General features: G+C 73.3%; 14 protein-coding genes and 1 pseudogene. 7 read left to right on the forward strand and 8 right to left on the reverse strand.

Annotation, left to right across the window (positions count from 1 at the left end):
- The first annotated feature begins 29 nt into the window (after positions 1-29).
- On the forward strand, positions 30-2,306 hold the full coding sequence (locus tag AC07B0_RS26355) for a heavy metal translocating P-type ATPase (protein WP_478899050.1): 2,277 nt from the start codon (positions 30-32) through the stop codon (positions 2,304-2,306).
- Positions 2,307-2,658: 352 nt separating this feature from the next.
- Here AC07B0_RS26355 and AC07B0_RS26360 read toward each other — a convergent pair whose 3' ends face one another.
- Both AC07B0_RS26360 and recD2 read right to left on the reverse strand, forming a co-directional pair.
- The gene (locus AC07B0_RS26360) at positions 2,659-3,948 is read right to left on the reverse strand and encodes a citrate synthase (RefSeq protein WP_048479416.1); all 1,290 of its coding nucleotides are present in this window, start codon (positions 3,946-3,948) and stop codon (positions 2,659-2,661) included.
- Positions 3,949-4,130: 182 nt separating this feature from the next.
- Positions 4,131-6,374 carry an SF1B family DNA helicase RecD2 gene (gene recD2, locus AC07B0_RS26365; protein WP_478899051.1) on the reverse strand — a complete coding sequence of 748 codons (2,244 nt, stop codon included), beginning with the start codon at positions 6,372-6,374 and terminating at the stop codon, positions 4,131-4,133.
- 293 nt (positions 6,375-6,667) lie between these two features.
- On the opposite strand from recD2, the gene AC07B0_RS26370 reads away from it, so the two are divergent.
- Positions 6,668-7,231, forward strand: coding sequence for a DUF937 domain-containing protein (locus AC07B0_RS26370; protein WP_356878175.1), 564 nt, complete (start codon positions 6,668-6,670; stop codon positions 7,229-7,231).
- Positions 7,232-7,347: 116 nt separating this feature from the next.
- Positions 7,348-7,836: pseudogene (locus AC07B0_RS26375) on the forward strand (GNAT family N-acetyltransferase); the annotation flags it as partial.
- Here the strand turns inward: AC07B0_RS26375 and AC07B0_RS26380 are convergent.
- On the reverse strand, positions 7,796-8,731 hold the full coding sequence (locus tag AC07B0_RS26380; protein ID WP_356878174.1) for an EamA family transporter: 936 nt from the start codon (positions 8,729-8,731) through the stop codon (positions 7,796-7,798). The pseudogene AC07B0_RS26375 and the gene AC07B0_RS26380 overlap by 41 nt on opposite strands.
- Before the next feature lie 82 nt (positions 8,732-8,813).
- Between AC07B0_RS26380 and AC07B0_RS26385 the strand changes: the two genes are divergently transcribed.
- On the forward strand, positions 8,814-9,722 hold the full coding sequence (locus AC07B0_RS26385; protein ID WP_356878173.1) for a LysR family transcriptional regulator: 909 nt from the start codon (positions 8,814-8,816) through the stop codon (positions 9,720-9,722).
- Positions 9,723-10,016: 294 nt separating this feature from the next.
- Entirely contained in the window at positions 10,017-11,843 is a 1,827-nt protein-coding gene (locus AC07B0_RS26390) for a glycoside hydrolase family 3 protein (RefSeq protein ID WP_478899052.1), read from the forward strand.
- 7 nt (positions 11,844-11,850) lie between these two features.
- Here the strand turns inward: AC07B0_RS26390 and AC07B0_RS26395 are convergent, their stop codons facing one another.
- Both AC07B0_RS26395 and AC07B0_RS26400 read right to left on the reverse strand, forming a co-directional pair.
- Positions 11,851-13,284, reverse strand: a complete 1,434-nt coding sequence (locus AC07B0_RS26395) for an aminopeptidase (protein ID WP_478899053.1) — start codon at positions 13,282-13,284, stop codon at positions 11,851-11,853.
- An 84-nt stretch (positions 13,285-13,368) separates the two neighbouring features.
- Entirely contained in the window at positions 13,369-13,773 is a 405-nt protein-coding gene (locus tag AC07B0_RS26400; protein ID WP_469381605.1) for a hypothetical protein, read from the reverse strand.
- Between the two features lie 246 nt (positions 13,774-14,019).
- Between AC07B0_RS26400 and AC07B0_RS26405 the strand changes: the two genes are divergently transcribed.
- On the forward strand, positions 14,020-14,574 hold the full coding sequence (locus tag AC07B0_RS26405; RefSeq protein ID WP_356881358.1) for an EF-hand domain-containing protein: 555 nt from the start codon (positions 14,020-14,022) through the stop codon (positions 14,572-14,574).
- A gap of 30 nt (positions 14,575-14,604) precedes the next feature.
- Here the strand turns inward: AC07B0_RS26405 and AC07B0_RS26410 are convergent, their stop codons facing one another.
- The 3 genes from AC07B0_RS26410 to speB form a co-directional block, all read right to left on the reverse strand.
- A complete protein-coding gene (locus tag AC07B0_RS26410) occupies positions 14,605-18,525 on the reverse strand; it encodes an ABC transporter ATP-binding protein (protein ID WP_469381601.1) in 3,921 nt (1,306 codons plus the stop codon).
- 88 nt (positions 18,526-18,613) lie between these two features.
- Positions 18,614-20,296, reverse strand: coding sequence for a thiamine pyrophosphate-binding protein (locus AC07B0_RS26415; protein ID WP_469381598.1), 1,683 nt, complete (start codon positions 20,294-20,296; stop codon positions 18,614-18,616).
- Between the two features lie 70 nt (positions 20,297-20,366).
- Entirely contained in the window at positions 20,367-21,332 is a 966-nt protein-coding gene (gene speB / locus AC07B0_RS26420) for an agmatinase (RefSeq protein WP_356881352.1), read from the reverse strand.
- 158 nt (positions 21,333-21,490) lie between these two features.
- Here speB and AC07B0_RS26425 point away from each other — a divergent pair, with 158 nt between their 5' ends.
- Positions 21,491-22,912, forward strand: coding sequence for a helix-turn-helix domain-containing protein (locus AC07B0_RS26425; RefSeq protein ID WP_356881350.1), 1,422 nt, complete (start codon positions 21,491-21,493; stop codon positions 22,910-22,912).
- Position 22,913: the final 1 nt, after the last annotated feature.

Genomic DNA, 22,913 nt, shown 5'->3' on the forward strand with positions numbered 1-22,913 from the left:
CGACCCGGCCCTCCCCCCTGGAGCCGGACATGAGCAGCAGCACCGTGCACGACGGGCCCATAGCGGTGACCGACGCGGCCGAGGTCGAGCTGACGATCGGCGGGATGACCTGCGCCTCCTGCGCGGCCCGCATCGAGAAGAAGCTGAACCGGATGGACGGGGTCACCGCCACGGTGAACTACGCCACCGAGAAGGCCCGGGTCTCGTACGCGGGTGACGTACGGGTCGCCGACCTGATCGCCACCGTCGTGAAGACCGGGTACACCGCCGAGGAGCCCCCGCCGCCGGCGCCCGAGCCCGAAGCACCGGTGCCCGGCGCCGCGCCCGCCGTACGCGACCCCGAACTGGCCGCGCTGCGCGAGCGGCTGCTGGTGTCCGCCGTCCTGGCCCTGCCCGTCGTCCTGCTCTCCATGGTCCCGGCCCTCCAGTTCGACAACTGGCAGTGGCTCTCGCTCACCCTCGCCTCCCCCGTGGTCGTCTGGGGCGGCCTCCCCTTCCACCGGGCCGCCTGGACCAACGCCCGGCACGGCGCCGCCACCATGGACACCCTGGTCTCGGTCGGCACCCTCGCCGCCTACGCCTGGTCGCTGTGGGCCCTGTTCTTCGGACACGCGGGCATGCCCGGCATGCGGCACGGATTCGACTTCACCGTCAGCCGCTCCGACGGCTCCTCCGCCCTCTACCTGGAGGTCGCGGCGGGCGTCGTCACCTTCATCCTGCTCGGCCGCTACCTGGAGGCCCGCTCCAAGCGCAAGGCGGGCGCGGCCCTGAAGGCGCTGCTGGAGCTGGGCGCCAAGGAGGTCAGCGTGCTGCGCGGGGGCCGGGAGGTCCTGGTCCCGGTGGGCTCGCTCGCCGCCGGCGACCGGTTCGTGGTCCGCCCCGGCGAGAAGATCGCCACCGACGGCACGGTCGTCGAGGGCGGCTCCGCCGTGGACGCCTCGATGCTGACCGGCGAGTCCGTGCCCGTCGAGGTCTCCGTCGGCGACCCCGTCACCGGCGCCACCGTCAACGCCTCCGGCCGCATCGTCGTGGAGGCCACCCGGGTCGGCGCCGACACCCAGCTCGCCCGGATGGCCAAGATGGTCGAGGACGCGCAGAACGGCAAGGCCGAGGTACAGCGCCTCGCCGACCGGATCTCCGCCGTCTTCGTGCCCGTCGTCCTGGTCCTCGCGCTGGGCACGTGGGTGGCCTGGCTGCTCGTCACCGACGACGCCACGGCCGCCTTCACCGCCGCCGTCGCCGTACTGATCATCGCCTGCCCCTGCGCCCTGGGCCTGGCCACGCCGACCGCCCTGATGGTCGGCACCGGCCGGGGCGCGCAGCTCGGCATCCTGATCAAGGGCCCGGAGGTGCTGGAATCCACCCGCCGGGTCGACACGGTCGTCCTGGACAAGACCGGAACCGTCACCACCGGCCGGATGACCCTCACCGGCGTCCACCCCGCCGAGGGCGTCGACGTGCGCGAACTGCTGCGCCTGGCGGGCTCCCTGGAGCACGCCTCCGAGCACCCGGTCGCCCGGGCCGTCGCGGCGGGCGCCGCGGAACGCGCCGGGGGCCTGACGGACCCGGAGGGCTTCCGCAACCACGGCGGCCTCGGCGTGGAGGGCACCGTCGAGGGGCACGCCGTCCTCGTGGGGCGCGAACGGCTGCTGGCCGACCGGTCGGTCACCCTGCCCGGCGCGCTCGCCGACGCGCGGGCGGCCGCCGAGGCCGCGGGCGGCACGGCCGTGCTGGTGGCCTGGGACGGGCGGGCCCGCGGGGTGCTGACCGTGACCGACGCGGTCAAGGACGGCAGCGCCGAGGCCGTGACCCGGCTGCGGGCCCTCGGCCTCAACCCGGTACTGCTGACGGGCGACAACCGGGCCGTCGCGGAGTCCGTCGCGGCGGAGGTAGGCATCGACGAGGTGATCGCCGAGGTGCTCCCGCAGGACAAGGTGGACGTCGTGCGCCGCCTCCAGGAGGAGGGCCGTACGGTCGCCATGGTCGGCGACGGGGTCAACGACGCGGCCGCGCTGGCCCGGGCGGACCTGGGCCTGGCCATGGGCACGGGCACCGACGCGGCCATCGAGGCCGCGGACCTGACCCTCGTACGGGGTGACCTGCGGGTGGCCGCGGACGCGATCCGGCTCTCCCGCCGGACCCTGGCCACCATCAAGGGCAACCTGTTCTGGGCCTTCGGCTACAACGTGGCGGCACTGCCGCTGGCGGCAGCGGGCCTGCTCAACCCCATGATCGCGGGGGCGGCCATGGCCTTCTCCTCGGTCTTCGTGGTGACCAACAGCCTGCGGCTGCGGTCCTTCCGCTAGTGGATCTCCTACCCCGGTCCTCCACATCTCCTTCACTGGAGACGCAGATCACAGTGATGACAACGTAACCATCCGGGGTCGGCGCGGGTCTAATGGGGCGATGCCGAAACGTCTTGGGGGACGTTTGACGGAGGTCTTGGGGGACGTCCGGGCATCAGCCGGCCGGGGCCACGTGCCCGCGGGAGCCTTGAGCGGCCCTCCCGACCCGAACGGGTCCCGGCACACCGACGCCCCGGCGCGGGTCCCGTGGGGGGAGTCCGCAGCCGGGGAAAGGGAAGCGCCCCGACCGTCGACCCGTGGGGGGATCGACGGCGGGGCGCTTTTCGCAGAGCGCGCGGCCGGAGGACCGCTGTCAGCGGGCCTCGACCGGGACGAAGTCGCGCAGGACCTCGCCGGTGTAGATCTGGCGCGGGCGGCCGATGCGGGAACCCGGCTCCTTGATCATCTCGTGCCACTGGGCGATCCAGCCGGGGAGCCGGCCGAGCGCGAAGAGCACGGTGAACATCTCGGTCGGGAAGCCCATGGCCCGGTAGATGAGACCGGTGTAGAAGTCCACGTTCGGGTAGAGGTTGCGCTCGACGAAGTACTCGTCGGCCAGCGCGTGCTCTTCCAGCTTGAGCGCGATGTCCAGCAGCTCGTCGCTCTTGCCGAGCGCCGACAGGACGTCGTGGGCCGCCGCCTTGATGATCTTCGCCCGGGGGTCGAAGCTCTTGTAGACGCGGTGTCCGAAGCCCATGAGGCGGACGCCGTCTTCCTTGTTCTTCACCTTGCGGATGAAGGCGTCGACGTCGCCGCCGTCGTTCTTGATGCCTTCCAGCATCTCGAGGACGGACTGGTTGGCGCCGCCGTGCAGCGGGCCCCACAGGGCGGAGATGCCGGCGGAGATCGAGGCGAACATGTTCGCCTGCGAGGAGCCGACCAGACGCACGGTGGAGGTCGAGCAGTTCTGCTCGTGGTCCGCGTGCAGGATCAGCAGCTTGTCGAGCGCCGAGACCACGACCGGGTCCAGGTCGTACTCCTGGGCCGGTACGGAGAAGGTCATGCGCAGGAAGTTCTCGACGTAGCCGAGGTCGTTGCGCGGGTAGACCACCGGGTGGCCGACCGACTTCTTGTACGCGTAGGCCGCGATCGTCGGGAGCTTGGCCAGCAGCCGGATCGTCGAGAGGTGGCGCTGCTTCTCGTCGAAGGGGTTGTGGCTGTCCTGGTAGAACGTGGACAGCGCGCTGACCACGGAGGACAGCATCGCCATCGGGTGCGCGTCCCGCGGGAAGCCGTCGTAGAAGCGCTTCACGTCCTCGTGCAGCAGCGTGTGCTGGGTGATCTCGTTGCGGAACGACGCGAGCTGGTCGACGGTCGGCAGCTCCCCGTTGATCAGCAGGTAGGCGACCTCGATGAAGGTCGACCGCTCGGCCAGCTGCTCGATCGGGTAGCCGCGGTAACGCAGGATCCCCTGCTCACCGTCGAGGTAGGTAATCGCGGACTTGTACGCCGCGGTGTTGCCGTAGCCGCTGTCCAGAGTGACGAGCCCGGTCTGGGCCCTCAGCTTCGAGATGTCGAAGCCCTGGTCACCGACGGTGCTCTCGACCACCGGGTAGGTGTATTCACCGTCCGCGTACCGGAGTACTACAGAGTTGTCGCTCACGTCATCCCTCACCGACGTAGTGCCTCTTCTTCGAGGTGCCCTGACTGCCTCTACCTTCCCCCATTTGGCGCAGGAGAGTGCACTCGGGGTCGGCCTTTGGTGCTTTTGACGGCACTGAGTGCCGCCAAGCTGCTCATCCTGCCCCCTCCACACCGGTCGGGGAACCCCAAATGATCGATCATTTAGGTGATGTTTCCCACCGGTATCCGGCCGGACAGTCTGGATGCCACCGCCGTGTACCTCCTGCCTGCGGAAACGGTACGCACCGCCTGGGCGAGGGCCTTGCGGGACCCGACCAGGACGACCAGTTTCTTCGCCCTGGTCACCGCCGTGTAGAGCAGGTTGCGCTGGAGCATCATCCAGGCCCCGGTGGTGACGGGGATCACGACGGCCGGATATTCACTCCCCTGGGAACGGTGGATGGTGACGGCGTAGGCGTGGGCGAGCTCGTCGAGTTCGGCGAACTCGTATACGACCTCCTCGTCCTCTTCCGTGCGCACCGTCAGGCGCTGTTCGTCCAGGTCGAGCCCGGTGACCACGCCGACGGTGCCGTTGAAGACGCCGTTGGCGCCCTTCTCGTAGTTGTTCCGGATCTGGGTCACCTTGTCGCCCACCCGGAAGACCCGGCCGCCGAACCGCTTCTCGGGCAGGTTCGGCCGGGCCGGGGTGATGGCCTGCTGGAGCAGGCCGTTGAGGTTCCCGGCTCCGGCGGGGCCGCGGTGCATGGGGGCGAGGACCTGGATGTCCCGGCGCGGGTCCAGCCCGAATCTGGCCGGAATTCGACGGGCGGCCACGTCCACCGTGAGGATTCCGGCCGCCTCGGTGTCCTCCTCCGGGAAGAGGAAGAAGTCCGGGAGGCCGTCCGTGAGGGGCGGCACCCCCGTGTTGATGCGGTGCGCGTTGGTGACCACCCCGGACTGCTGGGCCTGCCGGAAGATCCGGGTCAGCCGGACGGCCGGCACCGGTCCGCCCTCGGCCAGCAGGTCCCGCAGCACCTCGCCGGCGCCGACCGAGGGGAGCTGGTCCACGTCGCCGACCAGCAGCAGGTGCGCACCCGGGGCCACGGCCTTGACCAGTTTGTTGGCCAGCAGGAGATCGAGCATCGAGGCTTCGTCGACCACGACGAGATCGGCTTCCAAGGGCCGGTCCCGGTCGTAGGCGGCGTCACCCCCGGGCTTCAGCTCCAGCAGCCGGTGCACGGTGGAGGCCTCGGCCCCGGTGAGCTCGGACAGCCGCTTCGCCGCCCGGCCGGTGGGGGCGGCGAGCACCACCTTGGCCTTCTTGGCCCGGGCCAGCTCGACGATGGAGCGCACCGTGAAGGACTTGCCGCAGCCGGGCCCGCCGGTGAGGACGGCGACCCGGCGGGTGAGGGCGAGGCGGACCGCGTCCCGTTGTTCGGGGGCGAGGGCCGCCCCCGTGCGGCCGGCCAGCCAGCCGAGGGCCTTCTCCCAGTCCACGTCCTGGAAGGCCGGCATCCGGTCGTCCTCGGCGTTCAGGAGCCGGCGGAGCTGGCCGACCAGGGAGAGTTCGGCCCGGTGGAAGGGGACCAGGTACACCGCGGTCAGCGGCGGCCCGCCCTGCGGGTCGGGCACGGCCTCCCGTACGACCCCTTCGGGATCGGCGGCCAGTTCGGCGAGGCACTCGATGACCAGGCCGGTGTCGACCTGGAGGAGCTTGACGCCGTCGGCGATGAGGCGTTCCTCGGGCAGGAAGCAGTGGCCCTGGTCGGTGGACTGGGACAGGGCGTACTGGAGTCCGGCCTTGACCCGTTCGGGGCTGTCGTGCGGGATGCCGACGGCCTGGGCGATGCGGTCGGCGGTGAGGAAGCCGATGCCCCACACGTCGGCGGCGAGCCGGTAGGGCTGGTTCCTCACGACGGAGATGGAGGCGTCGCCGTACTTCTTGTAGATGCGGACGGCGATGGAGGTGGAGACCCCGACTCCCTGGAGGAAGACCATGACCTCCTTGATGGCCTTCTGCTCCTCCCAGGCGGCGCCGATCAGCTTCGTCCGCTTCGGGCCGAGGCCGGGTACCTCGATCAGGCGCTTGGGCTCCTCCTCGATGACGTCGAGGGTGTCGGTGCCGAAGTGCTCCACGATCCGGTCGGCGATCTTCGGGCCGATGCCCTTGATGAGGCCGGACCCGAGGTAGCGGCGGATGCCCTGGATGGTGGCGGGCAGGACCGTCGTGTAGTTCTCGACGGTGAACTGCTTGCCGTACTGGGGGTGCGAGCCCCAGCGGCCCTCCATGCGCAGGGATTCGCCGGGCTGCGCCCCGAGGAGGGAGCCGACGACGGTCAGCAGGTCTCCGGAGCCGCGGCCGGTGTCCACCCGGGCGACCGTGTACCCGCTCTCCTCGTTGGCGTAGGTGATGCGCTCCAACACCCCCTCCAGCACCGCCAACTGCACCGCCGCATTGGTTGTCATGGCACGAAGCTACCGTCCGGCGCCGACAGCCCGCCGGGGGGTGTGGACGAGCCGGCGCGGGGGGAAACGGAAGGGGGTCCGGCCTCGCGGCCGGACCCCCTCACGGTTACCCCTCCCTCGTCGGACTTCCCGATCCCCCCAGATCCCCTCCCGGAAGTGCCGACGTACCGTACGACCCGCCATCCGCGCGGAGGGTTGCACCCGGAAGCGGAGCTTTACCTTTCTGTTACTTCCCGCCCTCCCCCGACTGCTCCGAGGTGCCACCAAATCGGCACGCAAGTAGCGTTTCCGGCATGAGCGAATCTTCATTCCAGGACGACGTGCTGGTCGAGCTCGGCGACGACAAGCTGACGGAGATCGCCGGGCTGCTCGGCACCGACGTCGGCGGCGCGCGCGAGACCGTCGCCGAGACCGTCGGCGCCATGACGGGCGACCTCCGGCAGAAGGCAGCGGCGGACGACGACGACGGGGTGGAGGTGCGCCAGGCCTTCGCGGAGGTGGCCGAACCTCCGCTCCAGGGCGTGTCCACGCTCGGCGGCGGGCTGGGCGGGCTGCTGAGCGGCGGCATGATGGCCGGGGTGCTCGCCAAGGTGAGCAAGCCCGTGGCCAACGCCGTGTCGAAGAAGACCGGCATCCCCGCGCCCACCATCAGCCGGGTCATCGAAATGCTGATCCCGGTCCTGCTGGCCGTCCTCGCCAAGCGCGCGACCGCCGGCAAGGGAGCGGGCCCGGCGACGGCCGGCGGTGCTCCGGCCGGCGGCGCCCCGGCCCCTGGTGCGGCGCCCGCGGGAGCCCCCGCCGAGGGCGGCGGCCTCGGCGACCTGCTGGGCCAGATCCTGGGCGGCGGCAAGAAGTAACCCGTGCGGAGCAGTGGTGCCCGGCCTCGCGGGGCCGGGCGCCGCCGCGTCGCGGGCCGTCCGCCCGCCCGGCCCCCGCGCTATCCTCGGGCGCCATGGAGACCTCCGGCGCACAAGTACGGCTCAGGGATCCGGAGCCCGGGGAACTGGGCTGGATCGTGCAGCGGCACGGCGCGCTCTACGCGGCCGAGTACGGCTGGAACCAGGAGTTCGAGGGCCTGGTGGCCCGGATCGTCGCGGACTTCGCCGAGGACCACGACCCCTACGTGGAGCGGGTCTGGATCGCGGAGCACGAGGGCCGGCCGGTCGGCTCGGTGATGTGCGTGCGCGAGGAGGGCTCGCCCGGCACCGCCCGGCTGCGGCTGCTCCTGGTGGAGCCCGCCGGGCGCGGGCTCGGCATCGGCGGGCTGCTGGTGGACACCGTCGTCGCCTTCGCCCGTTCGGTCGGCTACCGCGAGCTGGTGCTGTGGACCAACGACGTCCTGCGCGAGGCCCGCACCCTGTACGAGCGGGCGGGCTTCAGCCTCGTCTCCGAGCACCCGCACCGCTCGTACGGCGTCACCCTCACCGGGCAGGACTGGCGGCTGCCGTTGCGGGAGGGCTGACCTCGCTGACGCCCGAACCGACCCCCGTACGGTCCGGGCGCCGCGCGGGGGCCAGCGAGGTGAGGCCCACGCCGCCGACGAGCAGCACCGCGGCGGCCCAGCGGGTCCCCGAGATGCCCTCGCCGAGGACCAGGGCCGCCGAGGACATCCCGAACACCGGGACCAGCAGCGAGAACGGCGCCACGGACGAGGCCGGGTAGCGGCGCAGCAGGTATCCCCAGGCGCCGAAGCCGAACACCGTGGACACCCAGGCGACGTAGACGATGACGCCGGCCCCCGACCAGTCGAGGGCGCGCAGGGCGGCGAGGTCCCGTTCGGGCCCCTCCAGCAGCAGCGAGAGGGCGATCAGCGGCAGGACGGGGACGGTGCACACCCACACCATGAAGTTCAGGGCGTCGGTCGGGGCGGCCTTGCGGGTGAGCACGTTGGACACGCCCCAGCAGGCGGCGGCCGCGACGACCAGCACGAAACCGAGGACGGGCCCGGACAGGCCCCGGTCCACGGCGGCGACGGCGATCCCGGCCAGCGCCACGGCCATGCCCAGCAGCCGTACCCGGCCGGGCCGTTCGCGCAGGAGGAGGGCGGCGAGGGCGGCGGTGAAGACGGCCTGGACCTGGAGCACGAGGGAGGACAGTCCGGCGGGCATCCCGGCGTCCATGCCCGTGAACAGCAGGCCGAACTTGGCGATCCCGAGGGTGGCGCCGACGCCGATGATCCACTTCCAGGCGACCTTGGGCCGGCCGACGAAGAACACGGCGGGCAGCGCCGCCACCAGGAAGCGCAGGGCGGACAGGAGCAGGGGCGGGAAGTGGCCGAGGCCGATCTCGATGACGACGAAGTTGAACCCCCAGACGGCGGCGACGATCACGGCGAGTGCGGTGTGTACGGGACGCATGCTCCGAGCATCGGCGACCCGACCGTGTAGCACCAGCGCGGATCTCTTCCGGGATGGATGAAGCAATGCTTACGATTGGGGCATGCTCGACCTGTCCCGGCTGCGCGCCCTGCACGCCGTCTCCGTCCACGGTTCGGTCGCGGGCGCGGCGGCCGCACTCGGCTACACCCCGTCCGCGGTCTCGCAGCAGATCGCCAAACTGGAGCGGGAGACCCGGACGACGCTGCTGGAGCGGCGCGGGCGCGGGATCGCGCTCACCGAGGAGGCCCGGCACCTCGCGGACACGGCGCGGGAGTTGCTGTCGATCGTGGAGCGGGCCGAGACCACGCTGGAGGAGCGGCGCGGGCAGCCGAGCGGGCTGCTGACGGTGGCCGCCTTCGCCTCGGCGGCGCGCGGGCTGATGCCGGGGGTACTGGCCGATCTGGCCCGCCGGCATCCGGCGCTGGACGTCCGCCTGACGGAGGTCGACCCCCACCTGTCGGTGGACCTGGTGGCGCGGGGCGTCACCGATCTGGCGGTGGCGCACGACTGGGACATCGCCCCGCTGCCCGCGCCCGAGGGCGTGGAGCACGCGGTGATCGGGGACGACCACTGCGACCTGGTGGTCCCGGCCGGGCATCCCTTCACCACCCGGGACGTGGTGCGGCGCACGGACCTCGGCGGGCTGCGCTGGGTGTGCCAGCCGCCGGGGCGGGTGTGCCACGACTGGCTGGTACGGACCCTGCGCACCGCCGGGCTGGAGCCGGAGATCGCCCACGTGGCGGAGGAGAACCACACCATCGTCGCCCTGGTCGCGGCGGGCCTCGGGGTGGCGGTGGTGCCCCGGCTCGGTACGGGCGCGCTGCCCCCGGGCGCGGTGGCCGTCCCGCTGCGGCCGGGCCCCGTACGCAGGCTGTACGCCCTGTGGCGGACGGGGGCGGCCCGCCGGCCCGCGATCACCGAGGCGGTCCGCACCCTCCGGGAGCACTGGCCGGCCGTGGGCGAGTCCTAGGGCCTGTCGTCAAACTCCCGTCTGCCCCGCGACGCCTGGCACGCGCTCTCGCCGCACCGGGCGAAAGCCAAGTACGTCCAGTACGCGGGCTTCCGCCCGGCGCACCGAGAGCACGCACCAGACGCCGCAGGGCCGCCCTCCGGGCGACGACGGGAGTTTGACGACAGGCCCTAGGCCGGCCGGGGTCGGGCGGCTCCCGGGACGTGCCGGGCGCCGCACGGGCGGCCCCACTTCCGGGGGACCCCCCGAGTGTCCCCCGGGCCGGGGGCGCGGCCCGGCAGTAGGGTCCGGCGCGTGCCCTACCACGCCTCCCGCCGGGCCCTGCTCGCCGCCGCCCTGGCCGCCGTCACCACCGGCGGGGCCGTCTCCGCCTCCGCCGGGGGGTCCCACGCCGTCCCCGACGACTCCCGCTCCCCCGAGGGGCCGCCCGGCCGCCACCCCGACCGGGCGCGGCTGCGGACCCTGGTGGCCGGGATGAGCCTGGCCGAGCAGGTCGGGCAGCTGTTCGTGTCCCGGGTGTACGGGCACTCGGCGACCGATCCCGATCCGGCGGACGCCGAGAAGAACCTGGCGCAGTTCGGGGTGCGCAGCGCCGCGGAACTGGTGGCGCGGTACCACCTGGGCGGGGTGATCTACTTCGCGTGGGCCGCGAACACCCGTTCCCCGCAGCAGATCTCCGAGCTGTCCGCCGGCCTCCAGCGGGCGGCGGCCGGCTCGGGTGCCGGGATCCCGCTGCTGCTCTCCGTGGACCAGGAGCACGGGGCGGTGGCCCGGATCGGCAAGCCGGCGACGCTGTTCCCGGGGGCGATGGCGCTGGGCGCGGGAGGCTCCGCGGCGGACGCCCGCCGGGCCGCGCGGATCGCGGGCGCCGAGCTGGCCGCGCTGGGGATCCGGCAGGACTACGCGCCGGTGGCCGACGTGAACGTGAACCCGGCCAATCCGGTGATCGGCGTACGGTCCTTCGGTTCCGATCCGCTCGTGGTGGCGGAGCTGGCCGCGGCCCAGGTCCGGGGCTACCAGAGCGCGGGGGTGGCGGCCACGGCGAAGCACTTCCCGGGCCACGGCGACACCGAGACCGACAGTCACGTCGGGCTGCCGGTGATGCGGCACTCCCGCGCCGAGTGGGAGGAGCTGGACGAGCCGCCGTTCCGGGCGGTGGTGGAGGCGGGCGTGGACGCGGTGATGACGGCGCACATCGTCTTCCCCGCGCTGGATCCCTCGGGGGACCCGGCGACCCTCTCGCGGCCCATCGTGACCGGCATCCTGCGCGAACGCCTGGGCTTCCGGGGGGTGGTGGTCACCGACGCGCTCGACATGGCCGGGGTCCGGCAGAAGTACGGGGAGGACCGGGTCCCGGTGCTGGCCCTCAAGGCGGGCTGCGACCAGCTGCTGAACGCACCGGACCTCGGGCTCGCCCAGCGGAGCGTGCTGGCGGCGGTGGAGTCGGGGGAGCTGTCGCGGGAGCGGATCGCGGAGTCGGTGCTGCGGATCCTGGAACTGAAGGCCCGCCGGGGCCTGTTCCCGGATCCGGCGGATCCGGCGCCGCCGCCGCTGGACGAGGTGGTGGGCACGGCCGCGAACCTGGCGGCGGCCGACGAGATCGCGGCCGCGACCACGACCCTGCTGGCGAACCCGCGGGGGCTGCTGCCGCTGGCCGCGGCCGCCGGGCCCCGGCTGCTGGTGACCGGGACCGACCCGGTCTCCCCCAGCGGTACCACGGGACCCCCCACGACGGTCCTGGCACGGGAGCTCGCCGCCCTGGGGTGCCGGGCGACGGCGGTGCCCCCGGCCCGCGCGGTGGCGGCGGCCAAGGGGCACGCGGCGGTGCTGGTGTGCACGTACAACGTCCCGGAGGGGGAGAGTCCGCAGCGGACGCTGGTGACGGACCTGATCGCCACGGGGGTTCCGGTGGTGCTGGTGGCGATCCGCAACCCCTACGACGCGGCGCGGCTGCCGGCCTGCGCGGCGGAGTTGGCGACGTACTCCTGGACGGACGTGGAGCTGCGGGCGGCGGCCCGGGTGATCACCGGGGAACGGCGGCCGGCCGGCCGCCTCCCGGTCCCGGTGCCGGGCCGCTACCCGCTGGGCCACGGACTGTCCTACCCGCCCGTGGCCCCCTGAGCCCGCGTTACGGCCGCAGCTGCGGCTCGCGCTCCAGGTCGCGCCGGTCGAGCTCCGCGTCCGGTGCGGCCAGCGGGGCCGCCTTCGCGGAGTCGGTGAGCGCGGCGGCGGGTGCCACCCCGGCCCACTGGAGGATCTTCGCCGTGGCGAGGGCCTTCTCGCCCTCCTGGAGCTGGGCCACGTTGGCCCCGTGGTTGGCGCCCGGCGCGGTCATGACGTGGCTGTCGCGCGCCTTGTAACCGAGGTGGAAGGGCTCGGCTCCCCACGGGTCGTTCTGCCCGTACACGAACAGCATCTGGTGGGCGTTGTCGCGCACCCAGCCGTCCACGTCGGCCATGGCGCCCGGCTGGAACGTCATGGGGATGTCACGCGGGACGAAGTTGCGCGGCGGCTGGTAGCCGTAGCGGCTCAGTCCCTTGAGGTGGGGCTGCTTGATGTCGGGCGAGCCGAGCTGCGTGCCCGCCTGGTAGTAGTACGGCGTGTACGTCTCCAGTCCCTGGTCGGCGTAGGCCGAGAAGCCGGAGATCGCGTCGATGGTGTCCCAGATCTCCTGGTCGCTGGCGGTGGCCGCGGTGGGGATGGCGGAGCAGTCGGCGAGCAGGCTGTACTGCCAGAACGCCCACACGTAGTCGAGGACGACGGCCTCGTAGGCCTTGTCGAGGTTGCCGACGGTGTGGAAGGTCCAGCCGTTCTCGGCGGCGGCGGTGGCGTACTTGGCCTCCAGCGGGACGCGGCGGACGAGGGCCTCGCGCTGGACGGCGTTCAGCCGGTCGCGGCACTCCTTGGTGCCGACCTTGGCGAAGAACCGGTCGTAGGCCGAGTCCTCCTTGTTGACCACGTCGTTGGGGGCCACGTAGGCGACGACGCCGTCCATGTCACGCGGGTAGAAGCGCTCGTAGTACGTCGCCGTCATGCCGCCCTTGCTGCCGCCGGTGGACAGCCAGTTCTTGCCGTAGATCTTCTTCAGGGCGGTGAAGACGCGGTGCTGGTCGCTGGCGGCCTGCCAGATGTCCAGCTTCGCCCAGTTGGCCGGGTCGGGCCGGGACGGCGTGAAGAATCGATACTCCAGGGAGACCTGGTTGCCGTCGACGATCGTCGTCGGCTCGCTCCGGCGCGGGTTGGTGTTGACGTTGTAGCCCGAGGTGAAGAACACCGTCGGGCGGGAGACGTCCTTGTGCAGAAGGGTCAGGCGCTGCTTGAAGGTGCCCTTCCACGGCTGCCGGTGGTCGACCGGCTGCTCGTAGTTCAGTACGAAGAAGCGGTACCCGGGGTACGGCTTCTCCTCGATCAGGCTCATCCCCGGAATCCCGAGGATCCGGTCCTTGATGTCCGTGGCGGCAGCAGGCCCCGCGGCGGTGGCCGCTTGAGCCGTGGCCCCGGCCGCACCCATGGTGCCGATGAGCACCACGAGCGACAGCAGCCATCCGAGCGTCTTGCGCATTCACCCTCCCCTTGAGTTCACACTGGTCGCCGTGAACCTAGCGGGGTCAACACGCCCGTGAACAGTACCGGTTGGGCCTGAGCCTCAGCACAGGATCCAGCCGGAGGAAACGGATCCGGCCGCCACGCCGCCCTTCACATAGACACACCGCTTGACCGCTCCGACGACGACGGGGCCCGCGAACCGGGTGAATTGCCCCGCATCGCGGACGGGGACGCCGCCACGTGGCTGAACGTCCACGACCATCCGGCGGCGCTCGCCGGGCTTCGCGGCGACCGTCATCGCACAGGCCTGGGTCCGGCTCTTGTACACGCGCACCTCCCCCGTGGAGAACGGCAGCGTCTTGACCAGCCGGCCGGGACAGCCGCCGGTCGCGGCCTGCGCGGGAGGCGCCGCGAACAGGCCCCCGGCGCCGAGCCAGAGCGCCGCCCCGAACACCCCGGCCGACACGACCCGCCGCCCGCCCCGCCCCTTCCACCGCTGCAACACCCTGGCCCCCCGATCGGTCGTACGTAACACGTACGCACGTACGACGCCTGGGCCCCGGAGATGGTTGCACGGCACAAGTGAGTCCCGGCCGGGCCGCCGGAGCCCCTCGGGACCCGCCGGGTCCTGCGCTACCTCGTAAGAGTGCATCCACAACTTCCCAGGGGGAGAGCGGGAGTTCACGATCAGCGAGGACACTACGCTAGGCGACCGAGCGACCGCCCACCGTAGCCGTGAAAGGCATCCGACATGACGAACGACCTGCTCGACCGCAAGCTGGAGCGCGCCTTCGCGCACTTCGACGACAACGGCAACGGTGTGATCGACGCGGAGGACGTGATCGCGCTCGGGACCCGGCTGATGGCCGCTATGGAAGAGCCCGCCGACTCCCCGAAGGCCGCGGAGGTGTTCCGCGGGCTCACCGACTTCTGGGTGGACCTGTTCGCGGAGCTCGACCTCGACCGGGACGGAAAGCTCACCCCCCAGGAGTACGCGGAGGGCATGACCCGCCTCTACAAGAACGGCGGGCCCGCCTACGACAAGTCCTTCCGCCCGCTGGCCCGGGCGATCCTCGCGGTCGTCGACACCAACGGCGACGGGCACATCAGCCCCGAGGAGTTCCACAAGGCGCAGCTGGCCTTCGACACGAAGCTGGAGATCGCCGACGCCGACGCGCTCTTCGCGAAGATCGACAAGAACCACGACGGGTACCTGTCCGTGGACGAGCTCCTCGACGCCGTACGCGAGTACTACACCGGTGACGACGAGGACGCCCCGGGGAACCTGCTCTTCGGCGAGCTCTGATCCCCGGGGCGCCCTGAAGGGCCAGGACGGCTACGCGGCCGCCGCCGGCTCGTCCTCTCCGACGAAGGTCCGCCACAGCTCGGCGTACCGGCCGCCGCGGGCCAGCAGTTCGCCGTGGCTGCCGTCCTCGACGACCCTGCCGCGGTCCATGACCACGACCCGGTCGGCGCGGGCGGCGGTCGTCAGCCGGTGGGCGACGACCAGGGTGGTGCGCTTGCCCGCGAGCCGGTCGGTGGCCTGGTTGACCTGGGCCTCGGTGGCCAGGTCGAGGGCCGCGGTGGCCTCGTCGAGCAGCAGCACGTCCGGGTCGACGAGTTCCGCCCGGGCCAGGGCGATCAGCTGGCGCTGGCCCGCCGACAGGTTGCGGCCGCGTTCGGAGACGGTGTGCAGGTAGCCGCCGTCGAGGGTGGCGATCATCTCGTGGGCGCCGACCGCGCGGGCCGCCGCCTCCACCTCGGCGTCGGAGGCCTCGGGCCGCCCGTAGGCGATGGCGTCACGGACCGTCCCCGGGAAGAGGTAGGACTCCTGGGGGACGACCCCGAGCCGGTGGCGGTACTCCGTCAGGTCCAGCTCCTTCAGGTCCGCGCCGTCGGCGGTGACCCGGCCGGAGGTCGGGTCGTAGAACCGGGCCACCATCTTGACCAGGGTGGACTTCCCGGCGCCGGTCTCGCCGACGAAGGCGACGGTCTGCCCCGCGGGTATCCGCAGGGTGATGCCGGCCAGCGCCTCGCCCTTCTCCCCGCGCTCCTCGGCGGTGCCGTACTGGAAGCGCACGTCCTCGAAGGCGATGTCCCCGCGCAGCCGGCGCACCTCGCGCGGGTCCGCGGGGCGGGGGGTGGTGGTGGGCTCGCGCAGCAGGTCCTGGATCCGGCCGAGGGAGACGGTGGCCTGCTGGTAGCCGTCGAAGACCTGGGAGAGCTGCTGGACCGGGGCGAAGAACAGGTCGATGTAGAGCAGGTAGGCGACGAGCGCGCCGGTGGTGAGCGTGGCCGCCTCGACCCGGCCCGCGCCGACGATCAGGACGGCCGCCGCCGCGCCCGAGGACAGCAGCTGCACGAACGGGAAGTACACGGAGATCAGCCACTGGCCGCGCACCCGCGCCTCGCGGTACGCGTTGCTGCGCTCGGCGAAGCGGGCGGCGCCGGCCCCCTCCCGGCGGAACGCCTGGAGCAGGCGCAGCCCGGCGACGGACTCCTGGAGGTCGGCGTTGACCGTGCTGACCCGGTCCCGGGCGAGCTCGTAGGCGGCGACCGACTTCCGGCGGAACACGATCGTGCCGATGACCAGCAGGGGCAGCGTCGCGAAGACGATCAGCGCGAGCCCGACGTCGAGGACGAGCAGGGCGACGAGGATCCCGAAGAAGGTCAGGACGGAGACCACCGCGGTGACGAGGCCGGTCTGCAGGAAGGTCGACAGGGCGTCCACGTCGGTGGTCATCCGCGTCATGATCTTGCCGGTCAGCTCGCGCTCGTAGTAGTCGAGGCCGAGCCGCTGGAGCTGCGCGAAGATCTTGACGCGCAGCGCGTACAGCACGCGCTCGCCGGTGCGCCCGGTCATCCGGGTCTCGGCGAACTGGGCCGCCCACTGGCCGATGACCAGGGCGAGGGCGAGCCCGGAGGCCACCCAGACGGCCCCGAGGGCGGCCTGTTCGACGCCCTGGTCGATGCCGTGCCGGATCAGGATGGGCAGCAGCAGCCCGGAGCCGGCGTCGAGGGCGACGAGGCCGAGGCTGATGGCGAGCGGCGCCCAGAAGCCGCGCAGCAGACGGCGCAGGCCGTAGCCGTCCTCGGCGGCCGAGGCACGGGCCTCGTCCACGTCGGGCCGGTCGTCGACGGGCGGCAGCGCGGCCACCTGCGCGAGGAGCTCGGGGGTGGCGGGCATGCCGGCGACGGCGCCGGCCAGGGAGTGCCCGGCGCCGGGGGCGGCGCCGGCGGGGGCCGCCGTACCGGGGGCGGCGGTGGACCGGTCCTCGTCCTGGCGCCGCCACAGTTCGGGGGTGACGCCGTCGCTGACCCGGCGCTTGGCGCTGACCGGTTCGGAGTCGATCTCGGCTTCGAGTTCGAGGTCCCGCTCCAGGTCCCGTCCGGCGGGCCGCCCGTACGCGGCCGCCTGCGGTGCGCCGGGGGTGCGCGGCGAGCCGGCCCCGAGGGCGTCGGGGTCGGTCAGGAGCCTGCGGTACAGGGCCGAGCGCAGTTCCAGTTCCTCGTGGGTGCCGATGTCGGCGAGCCGGCCTCGGTCCAGGACCGCGATCCGGTCGGCGAGGGCGAGGGTGGAGCGGCGGTGGGCGATCAGCAGGGTGGTCCGGCCGGCCATGACGGACCGCAGCGCCTCGTGGATCTCGTGCTCGACGCGGGCGTCGACGGCGGAGGTGGCGTCGTCGAGGAGCAGCAGCCGGGGGTCGGTGAGGATGGCGCGGGCGAGGGCGATGCGCTGGCGCTGGCCGCCGGAGAGGGTGAGGCCCTGTTCTCCGACCTTGGTGTCGTAGCCGGCGGGGAGGGCCTCGACGAAGCCTTCGGCCTGGGCGGCGCGGGCGGCGGCGCGGACGTCCTCCTCGCTCGCGTCGGGGCGGCCGTAGGCGATGTTCGCGCGGATGGTGTCGGAGAAGAGGAAGGAGTCCTCGGGGACGAGGCCGATGGCGGCGCGCAGGGAGTCGTACGTCAGCTCGCGGACGTCGTGGCCGCCGACGCGGACGGTGCCCCGGTCGGCGTCGTAGAAGCGCGGCAGGAGCAGGGAGACGGTGGACTTGCCGCTGCCGGAGGCGCCGACGACGGCGACGGTCTCGCCCTCCGCGATCGTGAGGGAGAAGCCGTCGAGGACGGGCCGCTCGGGGTCGTACCCGAAGCGGACGTCGTCGAACTCGACGGTGGCGGGGGCGTCGGCGGGCAGCTCGCGCTCGCCCTCGGGGATGACGGGCTCGGTGTCGATGAGCTCGAAGACGCGCTCGGCGCCGGCGCGGGCCTGCTGGGCGACGGTGAGGACCATCGCGAGCATGCGGACGGGGCCGACGAGCTGGGCGAGGTAGGTCGAGAAGGCGACGAAGGTGCCGAGGGTGACCTGGCCGCGGGTGGCCATCCAGCCGCCGAGGGCCAGGATGGCGACCTGTCCGAGTGCGGGTACGGCCTGGAGGGCGGGGGTGTAGCGGGAGTTGAGGCGGATGGCGCGCATCCGGCCGCCGAAGAGGCGGCGTCCGGCGGTGCGCAGCTTCCCGGTCTCCTGCTCCTCCTGCCCGAAGCCCTTGACGACGCGGACGCCGGTCACGGCCCCGTCGACCACGGTGGCGACGGCGGCGGCCTGGCCCTGGGCGTACCAGGTGGCGGGGAAGAGCTTCTTGCGGCTGCGCTTGGCGATGAACCAGAGGGCGGGGGCCATGAGCAGCGCGACGAGGGTCAGCAGCGGCGAGAGCCACAGCATGATCCCGAGGGATATCCCGAAGAGGAGGAAGTTCCCGATGGTCATCGGGAGCATGAAGAGCAGGCCCTGGATCAGCTGGAGGTCGCTGGTGGCGCGGCCGACGACCTGGCCGGTGGACAGTTCGTCCTGGCGGCGCCCGTCGAGGCGGGCGATGGTGTCGTACATGTCGGTGCGCAGGTCGTGCTGCACGTCGAGGGCGAGGCGGCCGCCGTAGTACCTGCGTATGTAGGTGAGTACGTACACGAGGACGGCGGCGGCTATGAACATGCCGGCCCAGGGGGCCATCTCGCGGCTCTTGTCGCCGACGACGTCGTCGATGATGACCTTGGTGACCAGTGGTACGAGCGCCATGACGGCCATGCCGGCCAGCGAGGACCCGAGGGCGAGCAGCACGTTGGTCTTGTACCGCCACGTGTAGGCGGCCAGCCGCCTTCCCCAGCCCTGTTTCTCCCCTGCCTCCGTCTGTCCCGCCGTCACGTGGTTCCTCCCCGTCGCTGCTGTCCTGCCGCCTCCCCCAACGCCCCGACCGGCGGATTTCATCCCGCCGCAACAATCGCACTGGGGTCCGGGCGGTGCGAGCGGGGCGGGGCCGGGAGGATGAGGGCGGCGGCGGGACCGGCAGGCCGTCTCAGAGGTGGGTCGGGGCGAACATCTTCAAGGTGGTGGGGAGGACCAGGACGGAGGGGCCCGGGGTGGCGAGGGCCCCGGCGAGGTCCGCGCGCAGGGATTCCGGGGTGGTGGTCGCGGCCGGGACGTCGAAGGAGGCGGCGAGGGCGACGAAGTCGGGGCGGGTGAGTTCCGTCGCGACGGGGCGTCCGAAGGAGTCCGTCATGTACTCGCGGAGGATGCCGTAGCCCCCGTCGTCCACGATCAGCCAGGTGACGTCGAGGTCGTGCTGGCGGGCGGTGGCGAGTTCGGCGATCGAGTACATCGCGCCGCCGTCGCCGGAGACGGCCAGCACGGGGGTGTCCGGCTCGGCCACGGCCGCGCCGAGGGCCGCCGGGAAGGCGTAGCCGAGGCCGCCGGCGCCCTGGGCGGAGTGCATGGTGTTCGGGTGCTTCGGGTCGAAGGCCGACCAGGCCCAGTAGGACAGGATCGTCATGTCCCAGAAGGAGGGCGAGCGCGCCGGGAGGGCCGCCCGGACGGAGCGCAGCAGGTCCTGTTCCAGGGTGACGTCCTGGGTGGCGAGGCGGGCCCCGACCGCGGCGAGGAGCGCCCGTACGCGCTCCGGGGCGCCCGGGTCCTCGCGTTCGGAGACCGTCTCCAGCAGGGCCTGGAGGGCGAGCCGGGCGTCGGCGTGGATGCCCAGGGCCGGGTGGTTGGACTCCAGCTTGCCGAGGTCGGCCTCGATCTGGACGATCCGGCCCGTCGGGAAGAAGGTGTGGTAGTTCGAGGAGAGTTCGCCGAGGCCGGAGCCGACGACCAGCAGGACGTCCGCGTCCTCCAGGAAGTCCGTCGTGTGGCGGTCCTCCAGCCAGGACCGCAGGGACAGCGGGTGGTTCCAGGGGAAGGCGCCCTTGCCGCCGAAGGTGGTGACCACGGGGGCGTTCAGGCGCTCGGCGAGCTGCTTGAGCTTGCCGGCCGCGTCGGAGCGGATCACCCCGCCGCCCGCGATGATCACCGGGCGGGAGGCGTTCGAGAGCCAGTGCGCGGCGAGCGCGGTCAGCTCGGGGCGCGGGGCCAGTTCGTGCGGGGTCGCGTCCATGCCGGTGACCTGCGGGAGGACCGTTTCCGCGCGCAGTACGTCCTCGGGGATCTCCACCCAGACCGGGCCGTGCGGGGTCGTCAGCGCCGATTCCCAGGCCTCGGCGATCACGGAGGGGATCTGTGAGGGACTGCGGGCGACGTGGACGGACTTCACCACGTCCCGGAAGGACGCGGCCTGGTCGCGCAGCTCGTGGAGGTGGCCGCGGCGGCCGCCGCCCAGGCCCGCCACGGGCACCTGGGAGGAGATCGCGAGGACCGGCGCCGAGGCGGCCGCCGCCTCGGCGAGGGCGGGCAGGGCCGTCAGCGCGCCCGGGCCCGTGGAGAGCAGCAGCGGGGCCGCCTCGCCGGTGAGGCGGCCGTACGCGTCGGCCGCGAAGCCCGCGTTGTTCTCCACCCGCAGGGTGACCAGGCGCAGGTCGGAGCGGCCGACGGCGTCGAACAGGCCGAGCGCGTGCTGGCCGGGCAGGCCGAACACGGTGGTCGCGCCGAGCCCGCGCAGGGTCTCCACGACCAGGTCCCCGCCCGTGCGGCCCGGTGGCGGCGCCAGGGCGGCCGCCGTCTGGGCCTCGGTGGGACGGAGTACCAGGTCGTGGTCGTGCGTCACGGTGTGGGGCTGCCCTTCGCCTTCGCTGCGCCGTCGCCGCGCCGCGTCCTGCGGTGCTGTGCTGTGCTGGTCAGCCCTGCCGGGAAGCGGCGATCTGACGGCTCATGATCGTGGTGAGCTCGTACGCGGTGTGCGAGGCCGCGACCGAGGTGATCTCGGCGTGATCGTACGCCGGGGCGACCTCGACGACGTCGGCGGAAACGAGGTTGCAGGAGGACAGGCCGCGGATGATCTCCAGCAGCTCGCGGGAGGTCATGCCGCCCGCCTCGGGGGTGCCGGTGCCGGGCGCGTGCGCCGGGTCGAGCACGTCGATGTCGATGGAGATGTACAGCGGGCGGTCACCGATGCGCTGGCGCAGCTGGTCGGCGACCTCGTCGGCGCCGCGGCGGTAGACGTCGGCCGAGGTGACGATGCCGAAGCCCATCTTGGCGTCGTCGTCGAGGTCCTGCTTGCCGTACAGCGGGCCGCGGGTGCCGACGTGGGACAGCGCCTCGGTGTCGAGGATGCCCTCCTCGACGGCGCGGCGGAACGGGGTGCCGTGGGTGTACTCGGCGCCGAAGTAGGTGTCCCAGGTGTCGAGGTGCGCGTCGAAGTGGAGGAGCGCGACCGGGCCGTGCTTCTTCGCGACGGAGCGCAGCAGCGGCAGGGCGATGGTGTGGTCGCCGCCGAGGGTCATCAGGCGGGAGCCGTTGCCGATGAGCTCGTCCGCGGCGGCCTCGACCGTCTCGACGGCCTCGTTGATGTTGAACGGGTTGCAGGCGATGTCACCGGCGTCCGCGACCTGCGCGAGGGCGAACGGGGAGGCGTCCTGGGCCGGGTTGTACGGGCGCAGCAGGCGGGAGGCCTCGCGGATGGCGTTGCCGCCGAAGCGGGCGCCGGGGCGGTAGGAGACGCCGGAGTCGAAGGGCACGCCGACGACGGCCACGTCGGCCTTGCCGCCGACCTCGTCGAGGCGGGGCAGCCGGGCGAAGGTCGCGGGGCCCGCGTAGCGCGGGATGCGGGAGGAGTCGACGGGGCCGCGCGGCTGCGTGCTCATGGGGGGTGCCCTTCTGTGGTCCTACGGGTTCCGCGGGTGCGCTGCGGGGTGGCGCAGGGGGGTTCTGCGGGTGCGGTCCTTCGAGCGTAAGCGGACACCCCGGGCGGGCGAAGTGTACGTTTCATCCACTGCTGCCCTTTCACATGTACGGAGTAGCCATGGAGGCTCCCCCCACCCCGCCGGTCCCGCTGGCCGCGCTGACCGCCGACCGGGAGCTCGGGCTGCGGCTCCTCGCGGGGCCCGGCGAGGCGCGGGTGTACGGGGTGCACGCTTCGGAGATGGCCGACCCGTCGCCGTACCTGCTGGGCGGGGAGCTGCTGCTCACCGCCGGGGCCGGGCCCGGCGGGGACCCGGACGGGTACGCGGCCCGGCTGGTCGCGGCCGGGGCCGCCGCCCTCGGCTTCGGTGTGGCCCCGGTCCACGAGGAGGTGCCGCCGGCGCTGGCCGAGGCCTGCGCCCGGCACGGGCTGCCGCTGCTGGAGGTCCCCCCGCACACCCCGTTCACGGCCGTCGCGCGCGCGGTGTGGCGGCTGATGGCGGAGGCCCGGACGCGTGAGCTGCGCCGGGTCGCGGAGGCGCAGCAGACCCTGGCCGCGGCGGCGGCCCGCCCGTCCCCGGTCCCGGCGGTCCTGTCCCGCCTGGCGGCCGCTCTGAACGGCTGGGCGGCGCTGCTGCCGCCGGGCGGGGGTCCGGCCGGGACCGGGGCCCCGAGCGCCGGGGCCCCGCCCGCGGTGGCGGTGCGCGAGGCGCTGGAGGCGCTGGCCGCGCGGGTGGCGCCCGGGGCCGCCGCGACCGCCACCGACACCCTCGGCGGGACGCACCTGGCGGCCTACGCGGTCGGCGGGGGCCGGGTGCTGGGCCTGGCGACCCCGGCCCGGGCCCCCGGGGACCACACCATCGCCTCCGTCGCGGCGGTGCTGCTGACCCTGCTCACGGCGGACCGCCCGGCGGGGGACGAGGCGGCCGCCCTGACCCGCCTCCTGCTGGACGGGGATCCGGCGGCGGCCCTGACCCCCGGCCCCTGGTACGCCGTGCACGCCCGGGGCGGCGCGGGCCCGCAGGCCCTCGCGGCGGCGCTGGGCACCGTACTGGCGGACCCGCGCCCGGACGGCGTACGCCTGCTCACCGACCGGGAGCCCGGCCCGCAGCCCGGCTGGCGGCTCGGGGTGAGCGCTCCGGCGGCGGCCGGGGAGCTGCGCACCGCCGACGCGCAGGCCCGGCGGGCCCTGGAGCGCGCCGAGGCGGCCCGGGCCCCGCTCGCCCGGCACACCGACCCCGGTTTCGCGGGCCTGGTCGGGGAGGCGGAGGCCCGTGCGCACGCCGCCGCCCTGCTCGCGCCGCTCTCCCCCGCGCTGCGGGACACCCTGCGCGGCTGGCTGGCGCACCACGGCGGCTGGGACCGTACGGCCGCCGCCCTGGGGGTGCACCGCAACACCGTCCGCCAGCGCGTGGCCCGCTGCGCGGACCTGCTGGAGCGGGACCTGGACGATCCGGACACCCGGATGGAACTGTGGTTCGCGCTGCGCTGGGACCGCCCCCGGCCGTCCGGGGAGGACCGCCAACCGACGGCCGGGCCCTGAG

Source organism: Streptomyces sp. NPDC044704 (assembly GCF_056433525.1).